Origin of the sequence: Variovorax endophyticus (genome assembly GCF_025376855.1) — a bacterium.
GTDB lineage: Bacteria > Pseudomonadota > Gammaproteobacteria > Burkholderiales > Burkholderiaceae_C > Variovorax.
On sequence record NZ_JAHUTH010000008.1, the window covers coordinates 74,571 to 100,765 of the forward strand.

Sequence of the window (26,195 nt, forward strand, 5' to 3'; positions counted from 1 at the left end):
TCAGAGGAAGCCGATCGACAGCCACGGAACTGCCGCCACCACGATCGTCCCCGCGAGCAGCGCCAGCATGTACCCCACGATCGGCCCGATCCCCGCATCGGGCTGCACGCGCCCGATCGCGCAGGCCGCGTAGTAGCCCACGCCGAGCGGCGGCGCGAACAGGCCCAGGCCCATCGACAGCACCACCACCATCGCGTAGTGCACCTCGTGGATGCCGAGCTGGCGCGCGATGGGAAACAGCAGCGGGCCGAACAGCACGATCGCCGGGATGCCCTCGAGCACCGAGCCCAGGATCACGAAGATCACCAGCGACACGGCCAGGAACATCCCGGCGCCGCCCGGCAGGTTCGCCATCAGCTCGGCGAGCCAGCGCGAGAAGCCCGACTGCGTGAGGCCCCAGGCCATCGCGGTGGCGGTGCCGATGATCAGCAGGATCGCGCCCGACAGCGAGGCGGTGGCCACCAGCATCGGCCCGAGCCGGCGCCAGTCGAACTGCCGGTAGATCGCGATCCCGGCCACCACCGCGTAGACGATGCCGAGGGTCGAGACCTCGGTGGCGGTGGCCACGCCTTCCACCACGGCGGCGCGGATCACGAAGGGCAGGGCGAGCGCGGGCAGCGCCACCAGCGCGAGCCGCAGCACCTGGGACCAGGGCGAGCGCTCGACCCGGCTCAGGTCCTCGTGGCGGCTGCGGAAGTGCACCACCACGCACAGCATCAGGCCGAGGATCACGGCCGGCAGCAGCCCGCCGGTGAACAGCGCCGCGATCGACACGCCGGTGACCGAGCCGATGGTGATCAGCACCAGGCTCGGCGGCACGGTCTCGGTCTGCGCGCCCGTGGCCGCCAGCAGCGCGACCAGTTCGCCGTCGCTGGCGCCGCGCTTCTGCATCTCGGGAAACAGCGCCGGTGCGACCGCCGCCATGTCGGCCGCCTTCGATCCCGAGATGCCAGACACCAGGTACATCGCGCCCACCAGCACGTACGAGAGCCCGCCCTTCACGTGGCCGAGCAGGCTCGCGAGGAAGGCCACCATCGCCTTGGCCATGCCGGTCATCTCGATCAGCAGGCCGAGGAAGACGAACAGCGGCACCGCGAGCAGGATCAGGTGCGACATGCCCTCGTCCATGCGCCCGACGATCACGGGCAGCGCGGTGTCGGTGGTCAGCGCGAGGTAGCCGAAGGTGCCGAGGCCGAAGGCGAAGGCGATCGGGATGCCGCCGAGCACGCAGGCCAGCACCACGCCGACGAAGAAGACCAGCAGGTTGAGCCGGCCCAGATCCTCGAACACGGCGCGCCCGAAGCCGAAGGCCGCGACCACGATCGCCACCACGCAGACGGCCTTGGTGGTGGTCTTCCAGTCGAAGTCGCGGAACAGCCGCAGCACCGCGAACAGCGCCATCAGCGCCACGCCCGCGGGCAGGGCGGCGGCGCGCCAGGCGTTCGAGATGTCGAGCGCGGGCGTGGTGATGAAGCGTTCCTCCGCGGCGTATTCCCAGGCCGGCCACGCGATCATCGCGAGGAAGGCGAGGGCCGCGCACAGCGCGAGCGCCTCGGCCAGCTGCCGGCGTTCGGGCGCGAGGCCCGAGACCAGCGCCGTCATGCGCATGTGCTCGCCGCGCCGCAGCGCGACCACCGCGCCCAGCATCGCCAGCCAGATGAAGAGCATCGAGGCCAGCTCGTCCGACCAGATCAGCGGCTGGTGCAGCACGAAGCGCGCGACCACGCCCGCGAGCAGCACCGCCACGTCGGCCAGCACCAGCGCGCCCGCCGCGACGCTCACCGCGGCGCCGAGCGCCTGCTCGATGCGCGCCGCGAGCGGGTTCGACCCCGCCGCATCGAAAGCCAGCGCGGCCCCGTGGCCATGCCCCAGCGCGGCGCTCATGCCAGCTTGCCCACGCTGCGCTCGAGCAGCGCCCAGGCCTCGTCGCCGTACTTGGCCTTCCACTCGGCATAGAAGCCGGCCTTGCGCAGCTGGTCGCGGAAGGCGGCCGGGTCGGGCTGGTTGATCTGCATGCCCTTGGCGGCCAGTTCCTTCTGCAGCCCGGTATTGAGCTCGGCCACGTCGGCGCGCTCCTTCATCGCGGCGGCGTTGACGTGCCGCGCCACGATGGCCTGCAGCTCGGGCGGCAGGCGATCCCAGGCGCGCTTGTTGGCGAGGAACCAGAAGCCGTCCCACATGTGGTTGCTCATCGAACAGTACTTCTGCACCTCGTAGAGCTTGGCGGTCGAGATGATCGCGAGCGGGTTCTCCTGGCCGTCGACGATCTTCGTCTGCAGCGCCGAATACACCTCGGCGAAGTTGATCGAGGTCGGCGCGGCCTCGAGCGCCTTGAACATCGAGGTCCACAGCGGCGAGACCGGCACGCGCACCTTGAAGCCCTTGAGGTCGGCCGGCGCCGCGATGGGTTTGCTCGAGGAAGTGATCTGGCGGAAGCCGTTGTCCCAGATGCGGTCCATCGCGAGGATGTTGGCCTTGGCGATCTGCTGGCGGATGTGGGCGCCGAGCTCGCCGTCCATCGCCTTCCAGACGCTGGCGTAGTCGGGGAACGCGAAGCCCACGCCGCTGATGGAGGCCGCGGGCACCAGGGTGGCGAGGATCAGGCCCGACAGCGTGAAGAACTCGACCCCGCCCGAGCGCAGCTGGCTCAGCATGTCGGTGTCCGAGCCGAGCTGGTTGTTCGGAAAGATCTGGATGTCGACCTGGCCCTGGGTCTCGGCACGGATCGCGTCGGCCATCTCCTTGGCCCGGATGTTCATCGGGTGCGTGACCGGCAGGTTGTTCGCGTACTTGTAGCTGTAGGGCTTCTTCTGCGCGAAGGCGTGGCGCAGCGGCAGGGCCAGCGTGGATGCGGCGGCGGCGGTGCGCAGCACGGTGCGGCGTTGTATGTTCATGGCGCTTGTCTCCTGTTGTGTGGGTTTTCTCGGGATCTGTCGAACGCTGTGGGGGAGGGGGATGGGACTTCAGGCGATGGCGACCTCCGCGATCTCCGCGCGCTCGGCCAGCAGCCGGCGGATGTCGTTCTTCGCGACCTTGCCGTAGCCCGACTTGGGCAGCGCGGGCCAGAACAGCACGTGGCGCGGCCAGCGGTACCTGGCGCAGCGGCCGTCGAGGTGGCGCAGGATCTCCTCGGCGTCGATGTCGTCGCGTTCGCACACCAGCACGGCCACGCCGACCTCGCCCCACTTGGCGTCGGGCCAGCCCAGCACCGCGGCCTCGCGCACCGCCGGATGGGTCAGCAGGATCTCCTCGACCTCGCGCGGATAGACGTTCGAGCCGCCCGAGATGTACATGTCGGACTCGCGGCCCGTGATGTAGAGCAGCCCGCGCTCGTCCATGCGCCCGAGGTCGCCGGTGTGGAACCAGCCGCCGCGCAGCGCCTTGGCCGTGGCCTCGGGGTTGTCGAAGTAGCCCGCGAACACGGCGGGGCCGCGGCAGCAGATCTCGCCGACGGCACCGGCCGGCAGGCGCTGCATCTGCGCATCGAGGATCGCGACCTCCATGCCGGTGCGCGGCCGGCCGCAGGAGCCGAGGTTCGCATCGGGATCGGCATCGTCGGCCGAATGCATCGAGGGCGGCAGCACCGTGATGCAGCCCGTGACCTCGCCGAGGCCGAAATACTGCACGAGCACCGGGCCCAGCTTGCGCAGCGCGCGCTTCTGGTCGGCGCGGTACATGGGCGCGCCGGCATAGACCAGGTAGCGCAACGAGCCGTGGTCGAAGGCATCGACCGACGGGTCTTCCACCAGCATCTTGACGATGGTGGGCACGGTGAAGAGGTTGCTGACCCGGTGCCGCTCGACCAGCGCCCAGATGGCGGGCGGATCGAACCGGTCCGAGGCCGGCAGCACGGTCGCTGCGCCGCGCGCGACGTTGAGCAGCGCATGGATGCCCGCGCCGTGCGACAGCGGCGCGACGGCGATCGAGCAGTCGCGCTCGGTGGTGCCGGGGATCAGGTCGGCGAGGTGGTTCGTGACCACGAAGGCCAGTTGCCCGTGGGTCAGCACCGCGGCCTTGGGCTTGCCGGTGGTGCCTGAGGTGTAGAAGTACCACAGCGGCGTGCAGTCGTCGACCGGTGCCGTGGCATTGGGCGCGCCCGCGTGCGCCGCGAGCAGCGCCTCGTAACCCAACGCACCCTGCGGCGGCACGCCGATCGTCACCACATGGCGCAGGTGCGCCGAGGCCGCGCGCACGGCCTCCACGTGCGCGCCGAAGCAGTCCTCGGCGAGCATCACCGCGGCGCGGCTCGCGCTGCCGAGGTAGGCCACCTCGGGCGGAGTCAGACGCGCATTCACCGGCACCCAGACCGCGCCCAGGCGGAACGCGGCCCAGCAGCTCTCGAACAGCGCGATGTTGTTGCGGGACTGCACGAGCAGCTTGTCGCCAGGCTGCATGCAGAGCGCGCGCAGCGCATCGACCAGCGCGTCGACGCGTGCGTCGATCTCGCGCCAGGTCCAGGTCCGGTCCTCGAGGATCAGGCCCGGCCGGTCGGAAAACAGCGCCGCGGTCTGCGACAACAGCACCGAGAGGTTCGCCGCCTGTGCCGCGCTCACACCGCCTCCAGCACGCTGAGGTAGTTGGCGACCGCCGCGCCACCCATGTTGAAGACGGCGCCGGGCCGGCCCGTGGCCACCTGCATGTCGCCCGCCAGGCCGGTGAGCTGCATCGCCGCCATCACGTGCTGCGACACGCCGGTCGCGCCGATCGGATGGCCGCGCGACTTGAGGCCGCCCGAGGGATTGACCGGAAGCCGGCCGTCCTTGCGCGTCACGCCGTCGAGGATCGCGCGCGCACCCTGGCCGTGCGGCGCCAGGCCCATGGCCTCGTACTCGAGCAGTTCGGCGACGGTGAAGCAGTCGTGCGTCTCGACGAAGCCGAGGTCGTCCAGCGCGAGTCCGGCCGCCTCGAGCCCGCGGCTCCATGCAAGCGCCGCGCCCTCGAAGCGCGTGGGATCGCGGCGCGACAGCGGCAGGTATTCGTTGACCTGCGTGCGCGAGCGCCAGCGCACGGCCGGCACGCGGGCCGATGCCGTCGGCGCGGCCGAGATCACCAGCGCCGCGGCGCCGTCGGAGACCAGCGAGCAATCGGAGCGCTTCAACGGACCCGCGACCACCGGATTGCGCTCCGACACCTGGCGACAGAAATCGAAGCCCAGGTCGCGCCGCATGTGGGCGAAGGGGTTGTGCATGCCGTTGGCGTGGTTCTTGGCCGCGATGGCCGCGAGCGCATCGCCCTGGTCGCCGAAGCGCTCGAAGTAGCTGCCCGCGATGCGGCCGAACACCCCCGCGAAGCCCGCGGGCGTGTCGCCTTCCTCCTTCACGTAGGAGCAGCGCAGCAGCGTCCGCGCGACCACCGGGGCGGGCACGGCGTTCATGATCTCGAAGCCCACCACCAGCGCGTGGCGCACGCGGCCGCTCTGTACCGCGTCGAGCGCGGCCCAGATCGCGGCCGAGCCGGTGGCGCAGGCGTTCTCCATGCGCACGGCCGGTACATGGCGCAACGCCGGCACCGCGAGCGCGACCAGCGAGGCGCTGAAGTCCTGCGGCATGAAGCCGCCGTTGAAGTGGCCGACGAAGACACCGTCGATGTCGGCGGCCTCGAGCCCGGCCGTGTGCAGTGCGGGATCCACCGCATCGCGGATCAGCTGTTCGCTGTCGACCGCGTCGAGCTTGCCGAAAACCGTGTGGCCCCAGCCGGTGATGAAGGCGTTGTCGTGGTTCATGGCGTGCGGCTCCTTCAGGCGTGCGCGGCTTCGGCGGCGCGCTCGGACGGCAGTCCGCGGCGCAGGGTCGGCAGGCCGACGCCCGCGGCGTCGAAGCCGCCATCGACCGCGATCACCTGGCCGTTGATGAAGCTGGCGGCGTCGCTGCACAGGAAGCCCACCGTGTTCGCCATCTCCTCCACGCTGCCGTAGCGACCGAGCGGGATCGCGTCGTAGTAGTCGGAGCGGATCGCCACGCTGTGGACCAGCTTGGCCATCTCGGTCTCGACCGGGCCCGGCGCGATCACGTTCACGCGCACGCCGGCATTGCCGAGCTCGACCGCGTACTGCTTGGTCAGGTGGATCAGCGCCGCCTTGCTGGTGCCGTAGGCCACGCGCAGCGTGCTTGCGCGCAGGCCGGAGATCGAGGCCACGTTCACCACCGCGCCGCCACCGGCCTGCACCATCAGTGCGCCGAAGGCCTGGGTGCAGAGGAACGCGCCATCGAGGTTGGTGCCGAGCACCGTGCGCCAGTCGGCGAAGCTGGTCTCGGCCACGCGCTTGAACACCGCCACGCCCGCGTTGTTGACCAGCGCATCGACGCGGCCGAAGCGCGCGACCACGGCATGCGCGGCCGCATCGACCTGCGCGGGATCGGACACGTCGCAGTTCACGGTCAGCACGCGATCGGGCTGGGCGAGCGTGCGGCCCGTCGCTTCCAGCGTGGCGCGGTCGTTGTCGAGCAGCGCGACCTGGTGGCCGTGCGCGAGGAACCATTGGCCGATCGCGAGGCCGATGCCGCGCGCGCCGCCGGTGACGACGGCGACGCGCCGGGAGGAGGAGGTGTCTGTCATGGGAGTCCTGCAGTTGTCGAAATCAGTTGTCGTCGTCGGCGGGCAGCCACTCTTCGAGCGTGACCTCGAAGGTGACGCACACGGTGTTGGCGCCGGCCACGAAGGGCCCGCCGTAGACCCGGCCCTCGGTGTCGGCGACCACGCCGGTGAGGGCCGAGCGCAGGCTGCCGTCGGGCTGCCGGCGCACTTCGCCGGCCAGGCTCACGACCTCGATGGCCGGGCCGCGGATCACCTGGCAGGCGCCGTCGGGGCGCTCGAGGCAGGCGTCGATCAGGCTGCCGAGCGCGCCGCGCACGAAGGCATGGCGAAAGCCCTGGGCCACGCAGAGCTTCTCGACGCCCTGCATCAGGTCTTCGTTGGGTCCGATGCGTGCGTAGGCCACGCGGCCCATGCGGCCGCGTTCGATCCGGTGGACTTCAGACATGACCGGCCCTCGCCTCGGGGCGCATCAGCGGCATGCGCGTTTCCTCGTCGTAGGCCACGCGCAGCTCGAAGCTGTCGAGCGCGGTCACGAGCACCGTGACCGGCACGCGGCCGACCACGCTGCGGTCGCAGAGGATGTGGCCGCCGCGCACCGCGCCGTCCGCCTCGCAGAAGGCGCCATGGCAATGGACCAGCGGCGCGTTCGACGCCGAGCGGCCCAGCGTGGCATTGCCGAAGATCAGCCGCGCGCCGCGCAGCGGCACCGGCGCGCCGTAGGTGGCGAGCACGCGGCCCGAGGGGTCGGGCAGGGCCATGCAGAAGCTCAGGCTCTCGAGGTCGCCGCCGAGCAGCGTCATCGAGGCGCTGTGCACCGCCTCGCGCGCCAGGGCCTCGACCAGGCCCTCGTGCAGGGTGCGGCCCGCGGGCAGCGAAAGCCGGAAGTGCCGACCATGGTCGGCACGCATGTGGTTGATCCTCACGGGGCCGCTGGGCCCAGGGTGGACCACGGTCCTTGCTCGTGGCAGGGCCGTCGTCGACTGCTTGTTCACTTTGTCTCCTGACTGCGCGGCAGGGGGTAGGGCCGGCGCATGGCCGCGGAGTCTAGGAGCGCTGATCCATAGCAACAAATCTACAATTCAGATCGATCAATACAGGATTCAGATCGATGGAACTCCGCCACCTGCGCTGCTTGGTCGCCGTCGCCGAGGAACTCCACTTCGGCCGCGCCGCCGAGCGCCTCAATCTCTCGCAACCGCCGGTGAGCCTCGCGATCAAGGAGCTGGAGGAGGAACTGGGCGTCGCGCTGTTCGAGCGCAGCTCGCGCCGCATCGCGATCACGCGCGCGGGCGAGGAGGCCCTGCGCGACGCGCGCGCCGTGCTCGGCGGCATGGAGAGCCTGCGCCGCCATGCGAAGGACGCGGCGGCCGGCCTCAAGGGCTCGATCGCGGTCGGCTTCATCAGCCTGCCGGCTTACACCTTCCTGCCGCAGGTGCTGCGCGACTTCAACGAGAACCATCCCAACGCGAGCATCGCGCTGCGCGAGGGCATCACCGAGCAGATCCTGGCCGACGTGCAGTCGGGCCGGCTCGACATCGGCCTGATCCTGCAGCCGGCCGAGATGCCGCCGACGCTGGACTCGCGACTGGTGCAGAAGGACACGCTGATCCTCGCGCTGCCCGAGACGCATGCGCTCGCGCGGCCCGGCAGCGTGGCGCTCGAGCGCTTCGCGAGCGAACGCTTCCTGGGCTTCGAGCGCCACATCGGGCCGCAGATGTTCGACGCCATCGTCGCCACCTGCATGCGGCGCGGCTTCAGCCCGCGCATGTTTCCGGCGCGCCAGATGAACACCATCGTGAGCCTGGTCTCGGGCGGCGTGGGCGTCGCGCTGGTGCCGGCCTGCGTGAAGGCGCTGCATCGCGAGGGCGTGGTGTTCCGTCCGCTCAAGGGCGAGAAGACGCATGTCGACACGCTGGTGGTCTGGCGCAAGTCGGACGAGTCGCCGCTGCTCAAGGCCTTTCTCGCGCTGCTGCCGCGGCTGCGCGACTGACGCGCCGACTTTCTCGAAAGAATAAGGACGAGCGGCTGTTTCGCTCGGACGCTCGAGCCCTTATTCTTTTTCGCCAGCAGGCATTGCTCACGCAGTGAGCCTGCTTCGGGTGCGGAACAGGGAGGGAACGCACCCGCGCGTCCATGCGCCATCCATCACAAATACACGGTCCCGTCGAGGACCCGTGTGGACGCGAGTTGCCGATGCCCTTCGCGACGGTGCCGACCTGGCCTGCCGAACATCGGGCCGGGTCGGTGGACTTCATGGAATGCAGCACAGGACAACCCACATGACACCCGGTCTTCATACGGCGCCTCGGCGCCCGCGTCTTCGTCTCGCGCTCTGCGGGCTGATCGTGCTCGCACAGCTCGCGCCACCCGCGATCGCGCAGGGCACCGTCGACCCCGGGGCTGCACCGCCAGCGCAGCTCGAGCAGGGTCGCATCTGGTCGGTGCGCGTGCCCTATGCGTCGCGCGAGGACATCCAGCGCCTGTCGCGCTGGATCGATCACATGCGGGTCGACAAGGTCGGCAACACCATCGCGACGGAACTCGACACGCGCGGTGTCGAACGGCTGCGCGGCATGGGCTACGCGGTCGAGATCGACGTGGAAGGCTCCGAGCGGATTCGCGGCTTCCAGCGCCAGCGGCAGCAACTGTTGAAGCTCGGCAAGCCCGGCGATCCGCCGTTCGGCGGCAATGCCGCCTGCTACCGCACGGTCGAGCAGGCCAACCTCGACATCGACGCGCTGGCCGCGCGCTATCCGAAGCTGGTCCGTGTCGCGCCCGTGGGACAGACCTGGGTGCAGACGCAGCTGCTGTCGTTTCGCAACGTGCTGATCAAGTACCTGCCACAGAGCGTCGTCAGCCTGATCGACTTCGACCTGCTGCCCGACAGCAAAGGCAATCCGCTGCGCGCCGTCGTCATCGGCAACCAGGATCGCATCCAGGAGAGGACCGTGCCGCGCATGGTGACCACTTCGTCGATCCATGCGCGCGAGTACACGCCGGCCGAGATCTCCACGCGCTTCACCGAATGGCTCGTGAAGAACCATGGCATCGATCCCACGGCCACCTGGCTGCTCGACCACAACGAGTTCCACTTCATCCTGCATGCGAATCCCGATGGCCGGAAGCTCGCGGAGCAGGCCGTGCCGCAGGGTTTCGGCTCGGGATGGCGCAAGAACGTCCATCTCGCGGACGGCTATTGCAAGGCACCCGACGACCCCTTCATGTCCCAGTTCATGGGCCCCATCGAATCGGGCGTGGACCTGAACCGCAATTTCCCGTTCGGCTGGAACAGCACCAAGGGCGCGGGATCCAGCGGCGATGCCTGCGATGCGACCTTCCGCGGCACCTCCGCCGCGTCGGAGCCCGAGACCGCCGCCATCGTCAGGTACGTCGCGGGCACGCGCCAGCAGGACGGCAACTTCACGGGCGGCCTGCTGCGCGACCGAAGGACGGCCGCGGCCAACGACTTCGCGACCGGCGCGCCCGGCGACTACGAGGGCCTGTACATCGACATCCACAGCTTCTCGCAGCTGGTGCTGTGGCCATGGGGCATCCGGCGCGAGTCGCTGCGCGGCGACTCCAAGACGGCGAACGACGACGGCATGGCGGCCTTCGCCCAGCGCCTCGCCTGGTACAACGGCTACGCCGCCACGCAGATCATCGACTACGACACCGACGGCACGACCACCGACACCTTCTATGGCGAGCTCGGCGCGCCTTCGTTCACGATCGAGCTCGGCACCTCGTTCTACGAGCCCTGCGAGGAGTTCGAGCAGAACACCTTCCCGAAGAACGTGGCCTCGCTGCGCTATGCGGCCCGCACGCTGAAGGCGCCCTACCAGCTTCCGCTGGGGCCGGACGCCGCCGACATCCAGTTGTCGGCGGCCACGGTGCGGCAGGGCGAGTCGGTCACGCTGACCGCGACGATCGACGACGACCGGTACCTCTACAACCAGGGCGACAGCAGGCTGCCGGTCACCCGGCACGACCCGCAGCCCATCCAGGCCGCCAACGCCTACATCAACACGCTGCCCTGGGACGGCGCGGCCCGGGCGATCCCGCTGCGCGCCACCGCCGACACGGCCTTCGGCGCGGGGCCCAGGGTCAAGGTGTCGGGCGTGATCGACACCTCGGCCTTCATGCCGGGCAAGCACCTGCTCTACGTGCAGGGCATCAACCAGAAGGGCAGGGCCGGGCCGCCCGACGCGATCTTCCTCGAGGTGCGGGCCAAGGATGCGCCGCAACCCTGCCCGCCCGGGCAGCCCGCGGCCTGAGGGCCGGCGTTCCGTTCCAGACACAGGGAGTCCTCATGCCGATCCAATCCGCGATCCTTGCGCGGCGCGCGTGCGCGCTGCTTCTTCCTTGCCTCTTGCTCAGCGCCTGCGGCGGTGGCGATGGAGGCAGCACCCGCATCCTGCCGGCAGTCATCGGGCCCGGCACCGGAACCATCGCGCCGGTGATCCCGCCGGGCACCGATGCGAACTGCAAGCCCTGAGGTCGCGGCCACATGCCACGGCCCTCGCCTCGTTTCCCCACGATCCACAAGGAGTGAAAGTGAAGAATGATGTTCGTCCGCGCCGCGTCGTGTCGGCCGCGAGGATCGGTTGCGTGCTGCTCTGCGGCCTCGTGCTCTGGGCATGCGGCGGTGGCGATGGCGATGGCGCCAGGGTCGCGCCGTTCGCCGCGGCGCCGCCTGCAACGACCGACGGCACCGGCGTCGAACCCGCGGTGCCCCTCGCTCCGGTCGGCCCCGCCGTGGTCCCGCCCTCGCTCGAAGGCATCGAGTACGCCGACATCGCGGGCCTCGCGGAGAAGGCGGCGCAGGGCGCCACTTCGCGCGACATGGTGGCCTACCTGCTGAAGCGCGTCGACATGCTCGACAAGCGCGGGCCCACCCTCAACGCCGTCATCGAACTCAATCCCGATGCGCTGGCCATCGCCGACCAGCGCGACGCGGAGCGCGCGAGCGGCAAGTCGCGCGGCCCGCTGCACGGCATCCCGCTGTTCCTCAAGGACAACATCGACACCGGCGACCGGATGCAGACCTCGGCGGGATCGCTGGCCATGGTGGGACAGCCCGCGACCCGCGATGCCTTCGTCGCCAGCCGGCTGCGCGATGCCGGCGCGGTCATCCTGGGCAAGGCGAACCTCAGCGAATGGGCCGGCTATCGCGACAGCGCACTGGACGCCGGCTGGAGCGGGCGGGGCGGGCAGACCGCGAACCCCCATGTGCTCGACCAGAGCCCCTGCGGGTCGAGCGCGGGCTCGGCCGTGGTGGTGGCCGCGGGCTTCGCGCCCCTCGCGGTCGCCACCGAAACCGAGGGCTCGATCCTTTGCCCGGCGGCGACCAACGGCATCGTCGGGATCCGGCCCACGCTCGGCCTGGTCAGCAGGACCGGCATCGTTCCGCTCGCGAGCACGCAGGACACGGCAGTCCCCATGGCACGCACGGTGCGCGACGCGGCGATCCTGCTCTCGGCGATGGCGGCCAGCGATCCGAAGGATGCAGCCACCGCCGATGCACGGACCCACGCGGTGGACTACACGCAGTTCCTGCGGTCCGGCGGGCTCGAGGGCCGGCGCGTCGGCTATCCCTCGGTCTTCCTCTCGAGCATCGGCGCGATGCTGTTCCCGGACTTTCCCAAGGCCATCGATGCCATGCGAAATGCGGGCGCCATCGTGGTGGAGGTGGACCTGCCCGACGAATCCGCGCCCGAGGAAACGACACTGCTGTCGTACTACTTCGGCCGTGAACTGAATGCCTACCTCGCCACCCGGCGCGGCATTCCCGTCAAGACCATCGAGGAACTCCAGGCCTTCAACAAGACCGCGCCCCTCGATCCCGGGGGCAATCCCTATCCGCAGCGATCGATCGACGAAGCCGTCCGGTTGCTGAAGGCCGACGAGGCCACCTACGAACGGAAGGCGCGGGAGCAGAAGGCGCGCGTCGCGGCCGAGATCGACCGCGTGCTGCAGGCCAACGGCGTGGATGCCATCCTCACGCCGGGGCGCAGCGGTGCCATGGCGGGCTACCCCGCCATCTCGGTGCCCGCCGGCATGGACAGCCGCGGCATGCCGACCTGGATCCATCTCGTCGGCACGCGCTGGAGCGAACCGAAGCTGCTGTCGATCGCCTACGGCTTCGAACAGGCCACGAAGGCACGGCGCGATCCGCAGTTCCTGAAGACCCTGCTGCCGAAGTGAGCGCGGGCCGGACTGCTTCAGTTCGCCGCCAGCAGCAGTTCCAGCGCGGTGACGACCGCCGCCGCGAACAGGCAGAGCCCGCTGCCGATACGCAACGCCTTGACGTCGCGTTGCTCGCATCCATCGCGTTTCGCCGCCCATGCGGCATAGCCGATGCCCGCCGCGAGCACCAGCCCCATCCAGCCGCCGGCGCCGATCACCGGGCACCTCGCCGATGCGCGCAAGCCCGCGTCGGCCGCAGGCGATAGCCGAGCCGCACGAGGCCGGGCGTGACCGCGATGCAGCGAAAGAGGAGGGGGCGCGGCATCGGCTGCGCGTGCAGCGTTCGATGCAGGGTCCGCAGGACCCGAAGGAGTTCGGCCATGGCAACACCTCGACAAGGTTGCAGGGCCGTCCCTCGGTGTGCGTCAGCGCCGAAGTCGTCCTCGGCGAGTCTCGATGCACGATGCACGATGCATGGAGCGCGCCGAGGATAGCAGCCGCTTGCGCGATGCCTCGCGAATCGGCCTGTGCGCCGAACGGGTATGGCTCAGCGCGCCTCGGCCGCCCATGCGACGGCATCGGCGCCGGCCGGGATGCGCATCGGCGCCGCGGGATCGGTGGCCGCGCGCCACACGGCCTCGGCGACGTCGAGCGCATGGGTGGTCGGGGCGGACGTGTCCTGGAATTCCGCGAAGACTTTCCGCGCGAGCTCCGCATAGTCCTCGTGATCGAAGCCCGCCATGTTCGGCCGCGCGTTGTCGCCGAAGCGCGTCTCGGGCGAGCGGCCCGGCAGCACCAGCCGCAGCCGCACGCCCAGCGGCTCGAGCTCGATCGCCATCGACTCGGTGAAGGCATTGACGGCCATCTTGCTCGCGCGGTAGGCCGCGATCAGCGGCAGCGCCTTCAGCGTCACGCTCGAGGTGACGTTGACCACCACGCCCGCGCGGCGCTGCCGGAACTGGGGCAGGACCGTCTGCATCAGTCGCGAGGGTGCCGAAGGTGTTGGTCTCGAAGAGCTGGCGCACGGTGGCCAGCGGCGTGAGCTCGGCCGGCGAGGCCGCGCCGAAGCCCGCGTTGTTGACGAGCACGTCGATGGGGCCGGCTTCTTCCACGGCGCGCTCGATGCTTCGTTGATCGGTGACGTCGAGCGCGAGCACGCGCAGGCGCGGCGATGCGGGCAGCAGATCGGTGCGCGGGGTGCGCATGGTCGCGACGACCTGCCAGTCGCGGTCGAGGAAATAGCGCGCGGTTTCGAGGCCGAAGCCCGAGGAGCAGCCGGTGATGAGAACGGTCCGGGTCATGGAGATCCTTGAGAAGGGGAGTGATCGATGCCTGACGATAGGTCGCCGGGTCCGGACTTGCTACGATCCCGAGTCCGAGTCTCATCAGGAATCGTCCAAACATGGTGGATCCCCTGGCCGAAGTGGTCATGCTGCTGCGGCCGAGCGCGCGCTTCTCCAAGCGCGTGTTCGGCGCCAGCCCCTGGCGCATCGAGCGCTCCGATGCGGGCGAACCCTTCTACTGCGTGATCCTCGAGGGCGGCTGCCGCCTCGCGGTCGACGGGGGCGAGGCGCTCGAGCTGCAATCGGGCGACTTCGTGCTGGTGCCCGCCGCCCGGCACATCGCGCTCTCCAGCCTCGAGCCGCCACCGCCGGGCGTGCAAACCGCGCCGCCGGTGCCGCTGGGCAACGGCGAATTCAGGGTCGGCGACGCACGGGGTGCGATCGACCTGCGCATGCTCGCGGGCCACTGCAGCTTCGATTCGCCCGATGCCTCGCTGCTGGTGTCGCTGCTGCCGCAGTTCGTGCATGTGCGCGGCGAGGAGCGGCTCGCGATGCTGGTGCAGTTCGTGCGCGAGGAGTCGCGCGAGCAGCGGCCCGCGCGCGAGCTCGTGCTGGCGCGGCTGCTGGAACTGCTGCTGATCGAGGCGCTGCGCTCCACCGGCGGAACCAACGCCTCGTCGGGACTGGCGCGCGGCCTCGCCGAGCCGCGGCTCGCGGCCGCGATCCGCGCGATGCACGAGCGCCCGGCGCAGGACTGGACGGTGGCCGAACTCGCGCACGAGGCCGCGCTCTCGCGCTCGACCTTCTTCGAGCGCTTTGGCCGCACGGTCGGCGTGGCGCCGATGGAATACCTGCTGGCCTGGCGCATGGCGCTCGCGAAGGACCTGCTGCGGCGCAACGCGGGCAGCGTGGCCGAGATCGCACAGCGCGTGGGCTACAACGCCGCGAACACCTTCAGCAGCGCCTTCGCGCGGCACGTCGGGCTGCCGCCGACGCGGTATGCGCGCGAGCACGCGGGCCTCGCGCAGCTGCCGGACGGCGCCTGAGCACGGCGTTCACGCCGTTTCGGCCGGCACGTAGACCACGCCCTCCATCAAGCGCCGCGCCGTGCGCTGAAGGCCCAGCGCCGTGAACCGCGGCTGCGCCGCACCGGGCTGCGCGACGACCTTGACCGCCATCACGCCCAGCGGATGACCGATGCGCAGCACCTCGCCACGCAGTCGGTCGCCCGCGGCCGCATGGACCAGCGTGCCCGGAACGCGCGAGGCCGCCGCGGTGCAGATCGACCCCGTGCCCGCCATGCTGTCGTGGCACTTGCCGAGGAACACGAGGCGCGCGCGCAGGTCGCTGTCCTCGCACCCGGCCGGCGCCACGATCACGGCCAGCGGCAGACCCGGCAGATGCACGTCGCGCCAATGCGCGTAGAGCCCGATGCGCTCGCCGGCCCTGGCCTGGATCTCGCCGATGGTCTCGATGAGCGCGCGGTCGCCGCCGATCGCGGGCGGCATCTCGTCGCCGTGGAGCCCGAGCGACTCGGCCGCGATGAAGACGCAGGGCGTGGCCGCATCGACGATCGAGACCCGCACCTCGCGTCCGTCCTCCAGCGCGATCGCATCGACCGGCTGGCCTGTCGGTAACAGGCGGCCCGTCTTGGCACCGAGCGTGTCGGTGTAGTCCATGAGGATCTCGGCCCCGGTGCCCGGCACGCCCGCGATGGCGCAGTCGCCCGTCACGCGCGCCTTGCCGTCGCGCACCTGCACGCGCGCGACCAGCACGGTGCCCGTGTTCGTGTTGTGGATGCGCACCACGGTCAGCGGCTCGACCGCCTCGACCAGCCCCTCGTCGACCGCGAACGGCCCCACGGCCGAGGAGATGTTGCCGCAGTTGGCGTCGTAGCCGATCAGGTCGCGCTCCACGTCGCACTGCGCGAAGGTGTAGTCGACATCGGCATCGGGCCGCGTCGACGGACCGATCAGCGCCACCTTGGAGGTGACCAGCCGCGAGCCGCCCATGCCGTCAATCTGCAGCGGGTCGGGCGTGCCCATGGCGCGCTTGAGGAAGGCGTCGCGCGCCGGGCCCGGCGGCGGCACGTGGCGCAGGTGGAAGAACAGCGCCTTGCTGGTGCCGCCGCGCATCAGCACGCAGGGCACGCCATGCTGTTCGCCGAAGGTGCTGGAGTCGTCATGCACCATGGCCTACTCCGGTGTGACACCAGCGGCGCGCGCGGCCTCGCCCCACTTGCGGTTCTCGGCCACCAGGAAGGCCTTGAGCTGCTCGGGCGACCCGCCCTCGAGCTCGCTGCCCGAGGTCTCGGCCGAGCGGATCACGTCGGGGCGGCGCTGCGCCTGGAGCAGCGCCTTGTTGAGCTTCTCGACCACGGCGGGCGGCGTGGCGGCCGGGGCCAGCACGGCGGTCCACGACGCGACCTCGAAGCCCGGATAGCCCTGCTCGGCGATGGTGGGAACCTGCGGCAGCTCCTTGTAGCGGCCCTTGCTCGACACGCCCAGCACCTTGAGCTTGCCCTGGCGTACCTGCGGCAGTACCAGCCCGCCCGCGTCCATCATCACGTCGATCTGGCTGCCGATGAGGTCGGTGAGCGCGGCCGACGAGCCCTTGTAGGGCACGTGCACGATGTCGGCGCCGGCCGCCTTCTTGAGCATCTCCATCGCGAGGTTGGCCGTGATGCCGCGCCCGCCCGATCCGTAGTTGAGCTTGCCCGGATGGGCCTTGGCATAGGCCACGAGGTCGGCCAGCGTGTTGAACGGCGACGCGGCGGGCACCACCACGTAGAGCCGGCCCACGCCGTTGAGCATGACGGGCGCGAAGTCCTTGACCGGGTCGTAGCCGGGCTTGGCATAGATCGAGGGATTGATCGCCAGCTGGCCCGAGGTGCCCAGCAGCAGCGTGTAGCCGTCGGGTGCCGCGTTGCGCACGTCCTGCGCGCCGAGGATGCCGTTGGCACCTGCCTTGTTGTCGACGAACACCGGCTTGCCGAGGATGTCCGCGAGCGCGATCGACAGGGCGCGCGCGCCGGTGTCCACGGTCTGTCCGGGTGGGTAGCCGACGACGATGCGGATCGGCCGCGAGGGATAGGTGTCGCCCTGCGCCCATGCGAACGAGGGAGCAAGCGAGGCGGCGGTGGCCGCGGCCGCGCACTGCCCGAGGAAGCGGCGGCGGGAGGAATCGGGTTGCATGAAGTCTCCTTTGGAATGTTGTTGGGGGAATCGACGAGGGCTCAGGCCGGGTCCAGCACCGACCGCGGCACCCAGGCCGTGCCGTCCATCAGGCGGCGCGCCGTGCGTGCGAAGCCCAGCGCCTCGAAGGCCAATGGCCGCGAAGCCTCGCAGCGCCCCTGCACGTCGACACGCATCGCGCCGAGCGGATGGCCGATGTGCAGGCTGTCGGGCACGACGCGTTCGCTGGCGCAGCGTGCCGCCGCATGCACCACCGAGCCCTCGACGCTCGCGCAGGCCGCGGTGCAGATCGCGCCCGTGCCCGCCATGCTCTCGTGGCAGCGGCCGTAGAACACCAGCCGCGCGCACAGGTCGACCTGCGCGGCCGTCACGGCGCGGCCCTGCGCATCGGCATAGGCGGTGGGCGGCGCGACGATCACGACCAGCGGCAGCGCGGGCGACACGCTGTCGGCCTCGCGCCAGTGGTCGCACAGGCCGAGCAGGGCGGCCGCGCGCGCACGCAGGGCCTTCAAGGTCGACAGCAGCGCGGCATCGGCATCGATCGCGTTCGGCAGCTCGGTGCCCGAGAGACCCAGGGCATCGGCCGCGACGAAGACGCAGGGATTGCCGACGTCGCAGAGGCTGACCTCGAAGCGCCGCCCATCGTCGAGCGCGATCTCGTCGCGCGCGCGGCCCGTGGGCATGCCGCGGCCGGTCTTGGCGCCGATGGTGGCGCGGTAGTCCATGAAGATCCGCGCGCCGGTGCCGGGCACGCCGGGAATCGCGAAGTCGCCGCGCACGCGCGCATGGCCATCGGCCACGGGCACGTGCGCCACCAGCAGCTTGCCGGTGTTCGTGTTGTGGATGCGCACGCGCGCCACGGGGCCTTCGGCGGGCACCAGCCCCGCATCGATCGCGAACGGCCCCACGCCCGCCGAGATGTTGCCGCAGTTGCTCGTGAAGACCACGCGGCCCTCGCCCGGCGGCACGATGCCGTAGGTGTAGTCCACGTCGGCCTCGGGATGCGTGGGCGGCCCGACGATCGCGAGCTTGGCCGTGACCAGCCGCGAGCCGCCGAGGCCGTCGATCTGCAGCAGGTCGTGCGCGCCGAGCAGCGCCATCAGCAGGCGGTCGCGCCGCGCGCCCGCGGGCGGCAGGTCGGCGGCGTTGAAGTAGAGGCCCTTGCTGGTGCCGCCGCGCAGCACGGTGCACGCCACGCCGACCTGTTCGCCCATGACTTGCATCGCCTCAGTCCTCGAGCGGGAAGCGCTTGACCAGCGCAGCGAGGCGCGCATCGTCCTCGCGGATCATGGTTTCGAAGGCGGCCGGGCTCGTGAAGGCCGGTTCCGCCCCCGCGACCGCCAGCGCCTCGCGCACATGGGCGTCCTTGCCGGCTTCGCGCGTGGCATCGGCGATGGCGCGCGCGATCGCGGCCGGCGTTCCCTTGGGCGCGAACACGCCGTACCAGGTCACCGAATAGGAGTCGGGCCAGCCGGCCTCGAGACTGGTCGGCACCTCGGGCAGGGCCTGCGCGCGCCGTTCGCCGTTGGTCACGAGGATGCGAACGCGCCCGGCCTTGTGCAGCGGCATCGCGGCCGTGATGCCCGTGAAGGCCATCGTGAGGTTGCCCGAGACCAGGTCGCCCACGATCGGCGAGGTGCCCTTGTAGTTGACGACCGCGAGGTCGCGCAGCTGGTAATCGGCCGCGAACTTCTGCGCCCGCACCTTGGAGCTGTTCTCGCCGCTGCCCGCGTTGCAGGGCCTGGTGCGGCAATGGGCGATGAGTTCGGGCAGGGTCTTGAAAGGCAGGGTGGCGGTCATCACCAGCGCCGTCGGCGAGGTGGCCACCGCGGTCACGGGCGTGAGCCGGGTCACGGGGTCGATCGCCTTGAGGCTGCGCTGGTACTTCATCAGCAGCAGCGAAGGCACCTGGAACAGCAGCGTGTAGCCGTCGGGCGCGGCCTCGATCACGCGCCGGGTGCCGATCAGGCCGTCGGCGCCGCCGAGGTTCTCGACCAGCACCGGCTGCTTCCACAGCACCGACAGCCGGCTCGCGACGGCACGTGCGGTGGCGTCGGTGCCGCCGCCGGGGTTGTAGGGCACGACCAGCGTGACCGGGCGTTGCGGCGCCCAGGCGGTCTGGGCCTGGGCCGTGGCGGCGCCGAGGCCGCAGGCCGCGCAGAGCGCGGGCAGCCAGCGGCGCGACAGCGAGCGAAGGGATGTGTCGAACATGAGAGGCGGTCTCCGGTGGTCAGGATTGCGGCACGGCAGCCGCCGGCCAGGCCCAGGGGCGGGCCGCGCGGTCGCGCGCCTGCCAGGCATCGACGGCACCGCGCAGCTTGAGCGTGCGGCCGATGTCGTCCAGCCCTTCGAGCAGGGCCTCGCGGCGCAGCGGGTCGACCTCGAAGGGCAGCTCGCCGCCATCGGGCAGCGCGATGCGTTGCGTGCGCAGGTCGACCTGCCACGGCCCCTCGGCGGTGCAGGCCGCATGGGCGCGCGCCAGCTCGGAGGGCGCGAGGCGGATCGGCAGCACGCCGCTCTGGAAGCAGTTGGCATGGAAGATGTCGCCGAAGCTCTCGGCGATCACGCAGCGGATGCCGCGCGCCAGCAGCGCCCACACGGCGCCCTCGCGCGACGATCCGCAGCCGAAGTTGCGGCCGGCAACCAGGATCGGGGCCTCGCGCCAGCGCGGCTGGTTGAGCACGCAGTCCGGGTCTTCGCTGCCGTCGGCGCGAAAGCGCAGCGCCTCGAAGGCCCAGGGGCCGAGCGCGCCGCGCGCGAGGCTGGTGAGGCGTTCGATGCGCACGATCAGGTCGGTGTCGACGTTGTCGATGGCCAGCGGCGCCGCGGCGCCGCGCAGGAGGGTGAAGGGCTGCATGCTCAGAGGCTCCGTGGATCGGCGATGGCACCGGCCAGCGCGGCCGCGACGGCGCTGGCAGGGCTGGCGAGGTGCGTGCGCGCGCCCGGGCCCTGGCGGCCGACGAAGTTGCGGTTCGAGGTCGAGACCACGCGCTCGCCCGGTGCGGCCTGCTCGCCGTTGGCGGCCACGCACATGCTGCAACCGGGCTCGCGCCATTCGAAGCCGGCTTCGCGGAACAGCCGGTCCAGGCCTTCGCGCTCGGCCGCGCGCTTGACGTTCTCCGAGCCCGGTACCACCCAGGCCCGCACATGCGAGGCCACGCGACGGCCGCGCAGCAGCGCCGCTGCCTCGCGCAGGTCCGAGAGCCGGGAGTTGGTGCACGAGCCGATGAACACGCGATCCACGCGCTGGCCCTGCAGCGGCGCACCGGCCGCGAGCCCCATGTAGTCGAGCGCGCCCTGCCAGGCCTGGCGCTGCGCGGCGTCGGTGGCATCGGCGGGATCGGGGATGCGCGCGTCGATGGCGATCGCATGCTCCGGGCTCGTGCCCCAGGTCAGCGTGGGCGCCACGGCGCTCGCGTCGACCCGCGCTTCGCGCGCGTAGACCGCACCGGGGTCGCTCGGAAGGCCGCGCCAATACGCAGCCGCTTCGGCGAAGCGCGCCTCGGGCGGCGCGAAGTCGCGTCCGCGCAGATAGGCCTCGGTCTTCGCGTCGGGCGCCACCATGCCGATGCGCGCGCCCAGTTCGATCGAGAGATTGCACAGCGTCATGCGCTGCTCGATCTCCATCGCACGCACCGCCTCGCCGGCGTACTCCACCGCGAAACCCGTGCCCGCGCTGGCACCGAGCCGCGCGATCATCGCGAGCGCGAGGTCCTTGGCGCCTACGCCGGCACCAGGCAGTCCGTCGAAGTGCACGCGCAGGGTGCGCGGCCGGCGCAGCACCAGCGTCTGGCTCGCGAGCGCATGCGTGACCTCGGACGAACCCACGCCGAAGGCGATCGCACCGAGGGCGCCATTGGTGCAGGTGTGGCTGTCGCCGCAGATCAGCGTCATGCCGGGCTGCACGATGCCGAGTTCCGGTCCCATCACATGCACGATGCCCTGGCCGGGCTGGCCCAGGTCGAACAGGCGGATGCCGGCGCTGCGCGTCAGCAGCTTGAGGCCCTGGTACAGATGCACGCCGCCCGCGAAGCTCTGGCCGGTGCGGCCCGGCGCGCTCGAGACGGCATGGTCGGGCGTGGCGAAGGCCAGCTCGGGATTGCGCACCGGCAGGCCGCGCTCGGCCAGCTCGCGCAGGCCGGCGGTGCCCGAGAGGTCGTGCAGCAGGTGGCGGTCGATGTGCAGCAGGTCCCAGCCGTCGGGCAGGGGCTGGACCACATGCGCGTCCCAGACCTTGTCGAACAGCGTGCGCGGCGCGGTGGCGGAGGGTGTCGTCATGGCCGTCATTCCGCCGCCTGGAAGCGCGTGCGCAGCGCATCCCACTCCGCGGCGCCCAGGCGCCGGAAGCGTTCGGCCACGCCGGGCGCATGCGCCGAGCTCGGCGGCTGGCCCGTGCTGCGCAGGGCCGACAGCGCCTGTTCGCAGGCCGAGGCCGCGGCGCCGATCAGCAGGCTCGGCAGGATCGCGAGGCGATAGCCCATCTGCTGCGCCGTCGCGAGGTCGAGGTCGGGCGTCTTGCCACCGCGCACGATGTTGAGCAGGCACGGGCCCTCGACCCGCCGCGGGATCGCGGCCAGTTCCTCCATCGACTGCGCGGCCTCGACGAACACCATGTCGGCACCGGCGGCCAGCGCCTCGCGCGCGCGTTCCACCGCCTCGTCGAGCCCGAGCATCGCGCGCGCATCGGTGCGCGCGATCACCAGGAAGGCCGGGTCGTGCCGGGCGGCGAGGGCGGCGCGGATCTTGGCGACGAACTGGTCGCGCGGAATCACCTCCTTGCCGTCGAGGTGGCCGCAGCGCTTGGGCGCCACCTGGTCCTCGATGTGCAGCCCGGCCACCCCGCGCATCTCGTACTCGCGCACGGTGCGCGTCACGTTGAGCTCGTTGCCGTAGCCGGTGTCGGCATCGGCGATGACCGGCACGCCGACCGAGCGCGCCAGCACGCCAGCGGCCTCGGCCATCTCGTTCATCGACAGCAGGCCGTAGTCGGGAAAGCCGCGCGCCGCCGAGGCGCCGGCGCCGGTCATGTAGACGCAGGCGAAGCCGGCCGCCTCGACCATCTTCGCGGTCATGCCGTCATAGGCGCCAGGGGCGACGACGAGTTCGGGACGGGAGAGCAGCTGGCGCAGGTCGTGGGCGGTGGTCATGGAACAAGGCGTCGAAGTGATTTAGTGATGACATCATAATGCTATAACCTTTCGACGTTGTTAGGGTATGCCTGAATGGGCGGGCACAATCGGCCGAACGCGCGGGCGGCCCGCGCGGCCGAAGCACTGCTCTCCATGGACACACCGAACCCTTCCCAACTGCGCCGCGAACCCGGCACCGCGCTGCACCGGCAGCTCTTCATGGTGCTGCGCGACCAGATCGCCCGGGGCGCCTACGGCGTGGGCGAACTCATCCCGGCCGAGGACGCGCTGTGCGCCCAGTTCGACGTCTCGCGAATCACCGTGCGGCGCGCCGTGTCGGACCTGGAGCACCTGGGGCTGGTCGAGAAGCGGCCGGGCCGCGGCACCTTCGTGCGCGCCGTGCCGCGCGCGCAGCGCCCGCAGCCCTCGTTCGGCCTGATCGAATCGCTGGGCCGGCAGGCGCGCGAGACCGAAGTGACCGTGCTCAAGGTCGAGACCGCGCCGGCGCCGGCGACGGTGGCGCAGCAGTTGCAGCTGGAGGCGGGTGCCGTCGCGGTTCATGCGGTGCGGCTGCGTTCGGCGCACGGTACGCCGATGATGGTCACCGATGCCTGGGTGCCACAGGAGGTGGGGCGCAACGTGACCGCAACCGAATTGCAGAAGCGCGCCCTGTTCGAGATCCTGATGGCCGAGGGCATCAAGTTCGGTCGCGTGATCCAGGAGGTGACCGCCGTCGCGGCCGACCCCGTGCTCGCCGGCCTTTTGCGCGTGGACCTCGGCGCGCCGCTGGTGCGCCTGGTGCGGCTGCTGCACGACCGCCGCAAGCGGCCGGTGCAGCACATCACCATCCATTTCACGGGCGAGCGCAGCCGCGTGCTGATGGAGGTGCCGGCGGAGGCGGTGAACACGATGGGGGCGGGGCAGATCGTGCATGACCTGGAGTTGCCTGAGGGCTGAGCCCATGTTCGAACCCTGCCTGCGGCGCCCGCAGGCAGGAGGCCGATGGCCGGGAGCGGGCTACCCGGCCTCGAGATCCAGATCGAAATTCAACTCGACCTTGAGCCCGAGCGGATCGCTGAGGAGGACCTGGTGCAGCGAAGTCCCGGTCAGCGGCGTTTCGCTGAAGGGCACCTTCGCCGCGCGCAGCGCCTGCCGCGTGGCTTCGAGGCCGCGCGCCTTCAGGGCCACGTGATCGAAGGGGCCGCACTCCCGCGGCGGCGACACCGTCCGCAGCGCGTTGAGATGCACGATCGCGTGCCCGTCGGCATACAGCCAGTAGCCCGGATGACGCAGCGCGGGGCGGTGCCCCTCCTTCAGCCCCAGCGTGCCCACGTAGAAGTCGCGCAGCGCGGGCAGGTCCTCGACAGCGCAGCCGACCGTGAAGTGATGGATGGCGCTGACTTCCATGCTCATGCGGCGCTCCCGGGCGCCGCCGCGCCGCGGCACAGGATGGCGTTCATGACCTCCTGCAGCACGGCCTTCGGGTCGTCGGCGCCCGATGGCGAGCGCCAGGCCACATGGCCGTCGGGCCGCACGAGGACCGCGCCGTCCTCGCGCAGGCCATAGGCCGCGAGCCAGTCGCCACCGTCCTCCTCGCGAATCTCGTCGCCGATGACGGCGTTGGTGACGCGAGGCCCTTCGAGCCGGTCCGCGGCGGCCCGCCAGGCCGAGCCCGCGGGCGCGGTGAGCAGCACGAAGCCGCGGCCCAGCAGGTCGGTGGTCGAAAGCTTCCGCGAAGCCTTGCGCAGCGCGACATGCGGCGCGCGGCAGCCGGGCGCGGCGCTCGGCACATAGGCCTCGATCGCGTCCGCGACCGGCGCGGGCTCTTCCTGCGACACGACCGCGCGCGATGCGTAGCGCGCGCCGAACACCAGGCCGATCTCGTTGAGGAACTCCTTGCGCGGCAGCACGGCCTCGGTCTGCCGCGCCGTGCGCCCCATCGACAGCGCGTTGAGCAGGCTGGTGTGGGTGACGGCCTCGCCGACCGGGCGGCGCTCGGCATCGTAGCTGTCGAGCAGCGCGTCGCCGGCCTCGCCGCGCAGCACCGCAGCCAGCTTCCATGCGAGGTTCTGCGCATCCTGCACGCCGGTGTTGAGGCCGAAGCCACCGGTCGGCGGCATCTCGTGCGCGGCATCGCCGGCCAGGAACACCGGCCCCGCGCGGTAGCGCTCGGCCACCATCGCGGAAGCCTTCCAGGCGCTGACGCCGAGGACCTCGACGGCGAGGTCGGCTACACCCACCGCACGGCGCACGATCTCGGTGCTGAACGCGGGCGTGAACTGCTCGGGCGTGAAGCCGTAGTGCGACAGCGAGGTGACCAGGAAGCCCCAGCGGTCGCTGCCGTTGATCGTCAGGAAGGTGCCGCGCAATTCCGGCTGCTCGATCAGGTACAGCGCCGCCGGGCGCTCCGCGATCCACGGCGTGAGGTCGGCACGCAGATGGATGTTGATGCTGTCGTAGACATCGGCTTCGCCGCGCCGGCCGATCCCGAGCTGCTGCCGGATGCGGCTCTGCGAGCCGTCGGCGGCGATCAGGTAGCGCGCGCGCACCTGTTCGCTGCGGCCCTCGGCATCCTCGATGCTGGCGGTCACGCCGTCGGCGTCGCAACTCAGTTCGCGCAGCGCGGTGCCGAAGCGGAGCCTGCCGGCGCCGGCCGTCTCGGCCCGCTGGCGCAGCACCGGCTCGAGGATGTCCTGCGAGCAGCCGCAGTTGCCGGCGATCGACAAGGCCTGGTTGGCGGCCGATCCGCGCCCGGGATGCAGCCGCTTGATCTCGCGGCCGGCCAGGCTCTCGGACCAGAGGATGGTGCCGCCGAAGCGATCGGGCATGGCGACGGCGCGGATGGCGTCCTCCAGATCGATCTGGCGGTACATCTCCATGGTGCGGGCATTGAGGGCCCGCGCCTTGGGAAGGATCGCGGTGCCCGGATGACGCTCGACCAGCAGCGACTCGATGCCGAACAGCGACAGATACAGGGATGCGGTGAGGCCCACGGGACCGCCACCGACGACGAGGACCGGTACATCAATCATCGAACGAAGACTCCATGCGCCCTGGGGCGCGGAACAGGGGAATGGAAAAGAAAACGGGGTTCACGCCAGGAACTCGCGCAGATGCAGTGCGAGCGCCTCGGGGGCCTGGGCCGTGCCCAGGTGGCCCACGCCGGGCAGCAGCACCGAGCGCGTGTCGCGGATGTGCTGCGCCAGCGAGAGCGTGAGCGCGGCCGGCACCACGCGGTCGAGCTCGCCTGCGACGAGCAGCGTGGGCCGATCGATCTTCGACAGCGCGAGCGCGGGCTGATCGCCGACCACGGCGGCGCGGCGATCGGAGCGTGCGGAGCGCGCGGGTGCCGAAGCGAAATGCGCCCTGAAGACAGGATGCTCGGCCAGGAAGGGCGCGGGAAAGAACAGCGCCGCGAGCTGCTCGGCGCTCGCGGGCAACTGCGCGCGCAGCACGCCGATCTCGCGCGCCACCTCGGCATTGGCCTGCGCGAGCGAGACGGGCAGGGGCCAGGTGCTCGCCAGCACGAGCCGGCGCACGGCCTTCGCATGGCGCACCGCGAAGGCCTGCGCGACCCGGCCGCCGAACGAGGTGCCGAACACGAAGGCGCTCGCGTGCCCGAGGGCCCCGAGCAGTTGCATCGCATCGTCGGCGAGATCGATCAGCGTCGGTGCCCGCTCGGGGCCGGACGTGTCGCCGCAGTCGCGCTGGTCGTAGCTGATCACGGTGTAGCGGTCGCTCAGCGCCGGCAGTATGCGTGCGAACTGCCGGCGGCTGCCTTCGGCGCCATGCAGCATCAGCAGCGGCGGTCCTTCCCCCGCCACCTCGAAGGCGGTGCGGACGTCGCCGAGGTCGACGAATTCGGGCAT

At 71.1% G+C, this 26,195-nt stretch carries 24 protein-coding genes and 1 pseudogene; 6 read left to right on the forward strand and 19 right to left on the reverse strand.

All coding sequences use genetic code 11. The features are described 5' to 3' along the window. The 7 genes from KV106_RS12400 to KV106_RS12430 all read right to left on the reverse strand — a co-directional run bounded on the left by KV106_RS12400 (position 1) and on the right by KV106_RS12430 (position 7,442). Complete coding sequence (locus KV106_RS12400) at positions 1 to 1,884, reverse strand: TRAP transporter large permease (protein WP_261210569.1); 1,884 nt, start codon at positions 1,882 to 1,884, stop codon at positions 1 to 3. After that, positions 1,881 to 2,894 carry a TRAP transporter substrate-binding protein gene (locus KV106_RS12405; RefSeq protein WP_261210570.1) on the reverse strand — a complete coding sequence of 338 codons (1,014 nt, stop codon included), beginning with the start codon at positions 2,892 to 2,894 and terminating at the stop codon, positions 1,881 to 1,883. Before KV106_RS12405 ends, KV106_RS12400 begins: the two co-directional genes overlap by 4 nt. A gap of 69 nt (positions 2,895 to 2,963) precedes the next feature. Beyond that, positions 2,964 to 4,553 carry an acyl-CoA synthetase gene (locus KV106_RS12410; protein ID WP_261210571.1) on the reverse strand — a complete coding sequence of 530 codons (1,590 nt, stop codon included), beginning with the start codon at positions 4,551 to 4,553 and terminating at the stop codon, positions 2,964 to 2,966. Further along, positions 4,550 to 5,722, reverse strand: a complete 1,173-nt coding sequence (locus KV106_RS12415; protein WP_261210572.1) for an acetyl-CoA acetyltransferase — start codon at positions 5,720 to 5,722, stop codon at positions 4,550 to 4,552. Before KV106_RS12415 ends, KV106_RS12410 begins: the two co-directional genes overlap by 4 nt. A 14-nt stretch (positions 5,723 to 5,736) precedes the next feature. Beyond that, positions 5,737 to 6,555, reverse strand: coding sequence for an SDR family NAD(P)-dependent oxidoreductase (locus KV106_RS12420; protein WP_057591868.1), 819 nt, complete (start codon positions 6,553 to 6,555; stop codon positions 5,737 to 5,739). 22 nt (positions 6,556 to 6,577) lie between these two features. Continuing rightward, positions 6,578 to 6,979: a PPC domain-containing DNA-binding protein gene (locus KV106_RS12425; protein WP_057591869.1), complete on the reverse strand. Its 402-nt coding sequence runs from the start codon at positions 6,977 to 6,979 to the stop codon at positions 6,578 to 6,580. Then, positions 6,972 to 7,442 carry a DNA-binding protein gene (locus KV106_RS12430; protein WP_256222667.1) on the reverse strand — a complete coding sequence of 157 codons (471 nt, stop codon included), beginning with the start codon at positions 7,440 to 7,442 and terminating at the stop codon, positions 6,972 to 6,974. The genes KV106_RS12425 and KV106_RS12430 overlap by 8 nt, the downstream gene beginning before the upstream one ends. A gap of 200 nt (positions 7,443 to 7,642) precedes the next feature. Between KV106_RS12430 and KV106_RS12435 the strand changes: the two genes are divergently transcribed. From KV106_RS12435 to KV106_RS12450, 4 genes are all read left to right on the forward strand, one after another. Next, the gene (locus KV106_RS12435) at positions 7,643 to 8,524 is read left to right on the forward strand and encodes a LysR family transcriptional regulator (RefSeq protein ID WP_057591871.1); all 882 of its coding nucleotides are present in this window, start codon (positions 7,643 to 7,645) and stop codon (positions 8,522 to 8,524) included. A 289-nt stretch (positions 8,525 to 8,813) separates the two neighbouring features. Then, positions 8,814 to 10,808: a M14 family zinc carboxypeptidase gene (locus tag KV106_RS12440; RefSeq protein WP_261210573.1), complete on the forward strand. Its 1,995-nt coding sequence runs from the start codon at positions 8,814 to 8,816 to the stop codon at positions 10,806 to 10,808. Positions 10,809 to 10,843: 35 nt separating this feature from the next. Beyond that, positions 10,844 to 11,029 carry a hypothetical protein gene (locus KV106_RS12445; protein WP_261210574.1) on the forward strand — a complete coding sequence of 62 codons (186 nt, stop codon included), beginning with the start codon at positions 10,844 to 10,846 and terminating at the stop codon, positions 11,027 to 11,029. 59 nt (positions 11,030 to 11,088) lie between these two features. Beyond that, positions 11,089 to 12,738: an amidase family protein gene (locus KV106_RS12450; protein ID WP_261210575.1), complete on the forward strand. Its 1,650-nt coding sequence runs from the start codon at positions 11,089 to 11,091 to the stop codon at positions 12,736 to 12,738. A 17-nt stretch (positions 12,739 to 12,755) separates the two neighbouring features. Here the strand turns inward: KV106_RS12450 and KV106_RS12455 are convergent, their stop codons facing one another. Both KV106_RS12455 and KV106_RS12460 read right to left on the reverse strand, forming a co-directional pair. Further along, entirely contained in the window at positions 12,756 to 12,938 is a 183-nt protein-coding gene (locus KV106_RS12455; RefSeq protein ID WP_261210576.1) for a hypothetical protein, read from the reverse strand. Between the two features lie 329 nt (positions 12,939 to 13,267). Further along, a pseudogene (locus KV106_RS12460) lies at positions 13,268 to 14,021 on the reverse strand (SDR family oxidoreductase). A 101-nt stretch (positions 14,022 to 14,122) separates the two neighbouring features. Between KV106_RS12460 and KV106_RS12465 the strand changes: the two are divergent. Then, positions 14,123 to 15,049 carry an AraC family transcriptional regulator gene (locus tag KV106_RS12465; RefSeq protein WP_261210577.1) on the forward strand — a complete coding sequence of 309 codons (927 nt, stop codon included), beginning with the start codon at positions 14,123 to 14,125 and terminating at the stop codon, positions 15,047 to 15,049. 9 nt (positions 15,050 to 15,058) lie between these two features. Here KV106_RS12465 and KV106_RS12470 read toward each other — a convergent pair whose 3' ends face one another. From KV106_RS12470 to KV106_RS12500, 7 genes are read right to left on the reverse strand one after another with little or no spacing between them, the layout of a single operon-like run. Continuing rightward, on the reverse strand, positions 15,059 to 16,195 hold the full coding sequence (locus KV106_RS12470) for a 2-methylaconitate cis-trans isomerase PrpF family protein (protein ID WP_261210578.1): 1,137 nt from the start codon (positions 16,193 to 16,195) through the stop codon (positions 15,059 to 15,061). Positions 16,196 to 16,198: 3 nt separating this feature from the next. After that, positions 16,199 to 17,197: a Bug family tripartite tricarboxylate transporter substrate binding protein gene (locus KV106_RS12475; protein WP_261210579.1), complete on the reverse strand. Its 999-nt coding sequence runs from the start codon at positions 17,195 to 17,197 to the stop codon at positions 16,199 to 16,201. 41 nt (positions 17,198 to 17,238) lie between these two features. Further along, a complete protein-coding gene (locus tag KV106_RS12480; protein ID WP_261210580.1) occupies positions 17,239 to 18,420 on the reverse strand; it encodes a 2-methylaconitate cis-trans isomerase PrpF family protein in 1,182 nt (393 codons plus the stop codon). A gap of 4 nt (positions 18,421 to 18,424) precedes the next feature. Next, positions 18,425 to 19,408 (reverse strand): Bug family tripartite tricarboxylate transporter substrate binding protein, encoded by a 984-nt coding sequence (locus KV106_RS12485; RefSeq protein WP_261210581.1) that lies wholly within the window; start codon positions 19,406 to 19,408, stop codon positions 18,425 to 18,427. A gap of 19 nt (positions 19,409 to 19,427) precedes the next feature. Further along, positions 19,428 to 20,054 carry a 3-isopropylmalate dehydratase small subunit gene (gene leuD / locus KV106_RS12490; RefSeq protein WP_261210582.1) on the reverse strand — a complete coding sequence of 209 codons (627 nt, stop codon included), beginning with the start codon at positions 20,052 to 20,054 and terminating at the stop codon, positions 19,428 to 19,430. A gap of 2 nt (positions 20,055 to 20,056) precedes the next feature. Next, a complete protein-coding gene (locus KV106_RS12495) occupies positions 20,057 to 21,475 on the reverse strand; it encodes a 3-isopropylmalate dehydratase large subunit (RefSeq protein ID WP_261210583.1) in 1,419 nt (472 codons plus the stop codon). Between the two features lie 5 nt (positions 21,476 to 21,480). After that, the gene (locus tag KV106_RS12500; protein WP_261210584.1) at positions 21,481 to 22,344 is read right to left on the reverse strand and encodes an isocitrate lyase/PEP mutase family protein; all 864 of its coding nucleotides are present in this window, start codon (positions 22,342 to 22,344) and stop codon (positions 21,481 to 21,483) included. A 135-nt stretch (positions 22,345 to 22,479) separates the two neighbouring features. On the opposite strand from KV106_RS12500, the gene KV106_RS12505 reads away from it, so the two are divergent. After that, the gene (locus KV106_RS12505) at positions 22,480 to 23,283 is read left to right on the forward strand and encodes a GntR family transcriptional regulator (RefSeq protein ID WP_057591930.1); all 804 of its coding nucleotides are present in this window, start codon (positions 22,480 to 22,482) and stop codon (positions 23,281 to 23,283) included. 60 nt (positions 23,284 to 23,343) lie between these two features. On the opposite strand, the gene KV106_RS12510 is transcribed toward KV106_RS12505, so the two are convergent. The 3 genes from KV106_RS12510 to KV106_RS12520 are packed head-to-tail and all read right to left on the reverse strand — an operon-like array spanning position 23,344 to position 26,195. Then, positions 23,344 to 23,739 (reverse strand): VOC family protein, encoded by a 396-nt coding sequence (locus KV106_RS12510; RefSeq protein WP_261210585.1) that lies wholly within the window; start codon positions 23,737 to 23,739, stop codon positions 23,344 to 23,346. Next, the gene (locus tag KV106_RS12515) at positions 23,736 to 25,358 is read right to left on the reverse strand and encodes an FAD-dependent monooxygenase (RefSeq protein WP_261210586.1); all 1,623 of its coding nucleotides are present in this window, start codon (positions 25,356 to 25,358) and stop codon (positions 23,736 to 23,738) included. Before KV106_RS12515 ends, KV106_RS12510 begins: the two co-directional genes overlap by 4 nt. A 60-nt stretch (positions 25,359 to 25,418) precedes the next feature. Then, on the reverse strand, positions 25,419 to 26,195 hold the full coding sequence (locus KV106_RS12520) for an alpha/beta fold hydrolase (protein WP_261210587.1): 777 nt from the start codon (positions 26,193 to 26,195) through the stop codon (positions 25,419 to 25,421).

Bases quoted from the DNA above. Each gene is read 5' to 3' on its own strand.
- KV106_RS12415 (WP_261210572.1), bottom strand. From the start codon at position 5,722: ATGAACCACGACAACGCCTTCATCACCGGCTGGGGCCACACGGTTTTC.
- KV106_RS12400 (WP_261210569.1), bottom strand. From the start codon at position 1,884: ATGAGCGCCGCGCTGGGGCATGGCCACGGGGCCGCGCTGGCTTTCGAT.
- KV106_RS12440 (WP_261210573.1), top strand. From the start codon at position 8,814: ATGACACCCGGTCTTCATACGGCGCCTCGGCGCCCGCGTCTTCGTCTC.
- KV106_RS12515 (WP_261210586.1), bottom strand. From the start codon at position 25,358: ATGATTGATGTACCGGTCCTCGTCGTCGGTGGCGGTCCCGTGGGCCTC.
- leuD (WP_261210582.1), bottom strand. From the start codon at position 20,054: ATGCAGCCCTTCACCCTCCTGCGCGGCGCCGCGGCGCCGCTGGCCATC.
- KV106_RS12475 (WP_261210579.1), bottom strand. From the start codon at position 17,197: ATGCAACCCGATTCCTCCCGCCGCCGCTTCCTCGGGCAGTGCGCGGCC.
- KV106_RS12435 (WP_057591871.1), top strand. From the start codon at position 7,643: ATGGAACTCCGCCACCTGCGCTGCTTGGTCGCCGTCGCCGAGGAACTC.
- KV106_RS12495 (WP_261210583.1), bottom strand. From the start codon at position 21,475: ATGACGACACCCTCCGCCACCGCGCCGCGCACGCTGTTCGACAAGGTC.
- KV106_RS12425 (WP_057591869.1), bottom strand. From the start codon at position 6,979: ATGTCTGAAGTCCACCGGATCGAACGCGGCCGCATGGGCCGCGTGGCC.
- KV106_RS12505 (WP_057591930.1), top strand. From the start codon at position 22,480: ATGGACACACCGAACCCTTCCCAACTGCGCCGCGAACCCGGCACCGCG.
- KV106_RS12485 (WP_261210581.1), bottom strand. From the start codon at position 19,408: ATGTTCGACACATCCCTTCGCTCGCTGTCGCGCCGCTGGCTGCCCGCG.
- KV106_RS12465 (WP_261210577.1), top strand. From the start codon at position 14,123: ATGGTGGATCCCCTGGCCGAAGTGGTCATGCTGCTGCGGCCGAGCGCG.
- KV106_RS12480 (WP_261210580.1), bottom strand. From the start codon at position 18,420: ATGCAAGTCATGGGCGAACAGGTCGGCGTGGCGTGCACCGTGCTGCGC.
- KV106_RS12500 (WP_261210584.1), bottom strand. From the start codon at position 22,344: ATGACCACCGCCCACGACCTGCGCCAGCTGCTCTCCCGTCCCGAACTC.
- KV106_RS12420 (WP_057591868.1), bottom strand. From the start codon at position 6,555: ATGACAGACACCTCCTCCTCCCGGCGCGTCGCCGTCGTCACCGGCGGC.
- KV106_RS12470 (WP_261210578.1), bottom strand. From the start codon at position 16,195: ATGGTGCATGACGACTCCAGCACCTTCGGCGAACAGCATGGCGTGCCC.
- KV106_RS12520 (WP_261210587.1), bottom strand. From the start codon at position 26,195: ATGCCCGAATTCGTCGACCTCGGCGACGTCCGCACCGCCTTCGAGGTG.
- KV106_RS12430 (WP_256222667.1), bottom strand. From the start codon at position 7,442: ATGCGTGCCGACCATGGTCGGCACTTCCGGCTTTCGCTGCCCGCGGGC.
- KV106_RS12405 (WP_261210570.1), bottom strand. From the start codon at position 2,894: ATGAACATACAACGCCGCACCGTGCTGCGCACCGCCGCCGCCGCATCC.
- KV106_RS12445 (WP_261210574.1), top strand. From the start codon at position 10,844: ATGCCGATCCAATCCGCGATCCTTGCGCGGCGCGCGTGCGCGCTGCTT.
- KV106_RS12510 (WP_261210585.1), bottom strand. From the start codon at position 23,739: ATGAGCATGGAAGTCAGCGCCATCCATCACTTCACGGTCGGCTGCGCT.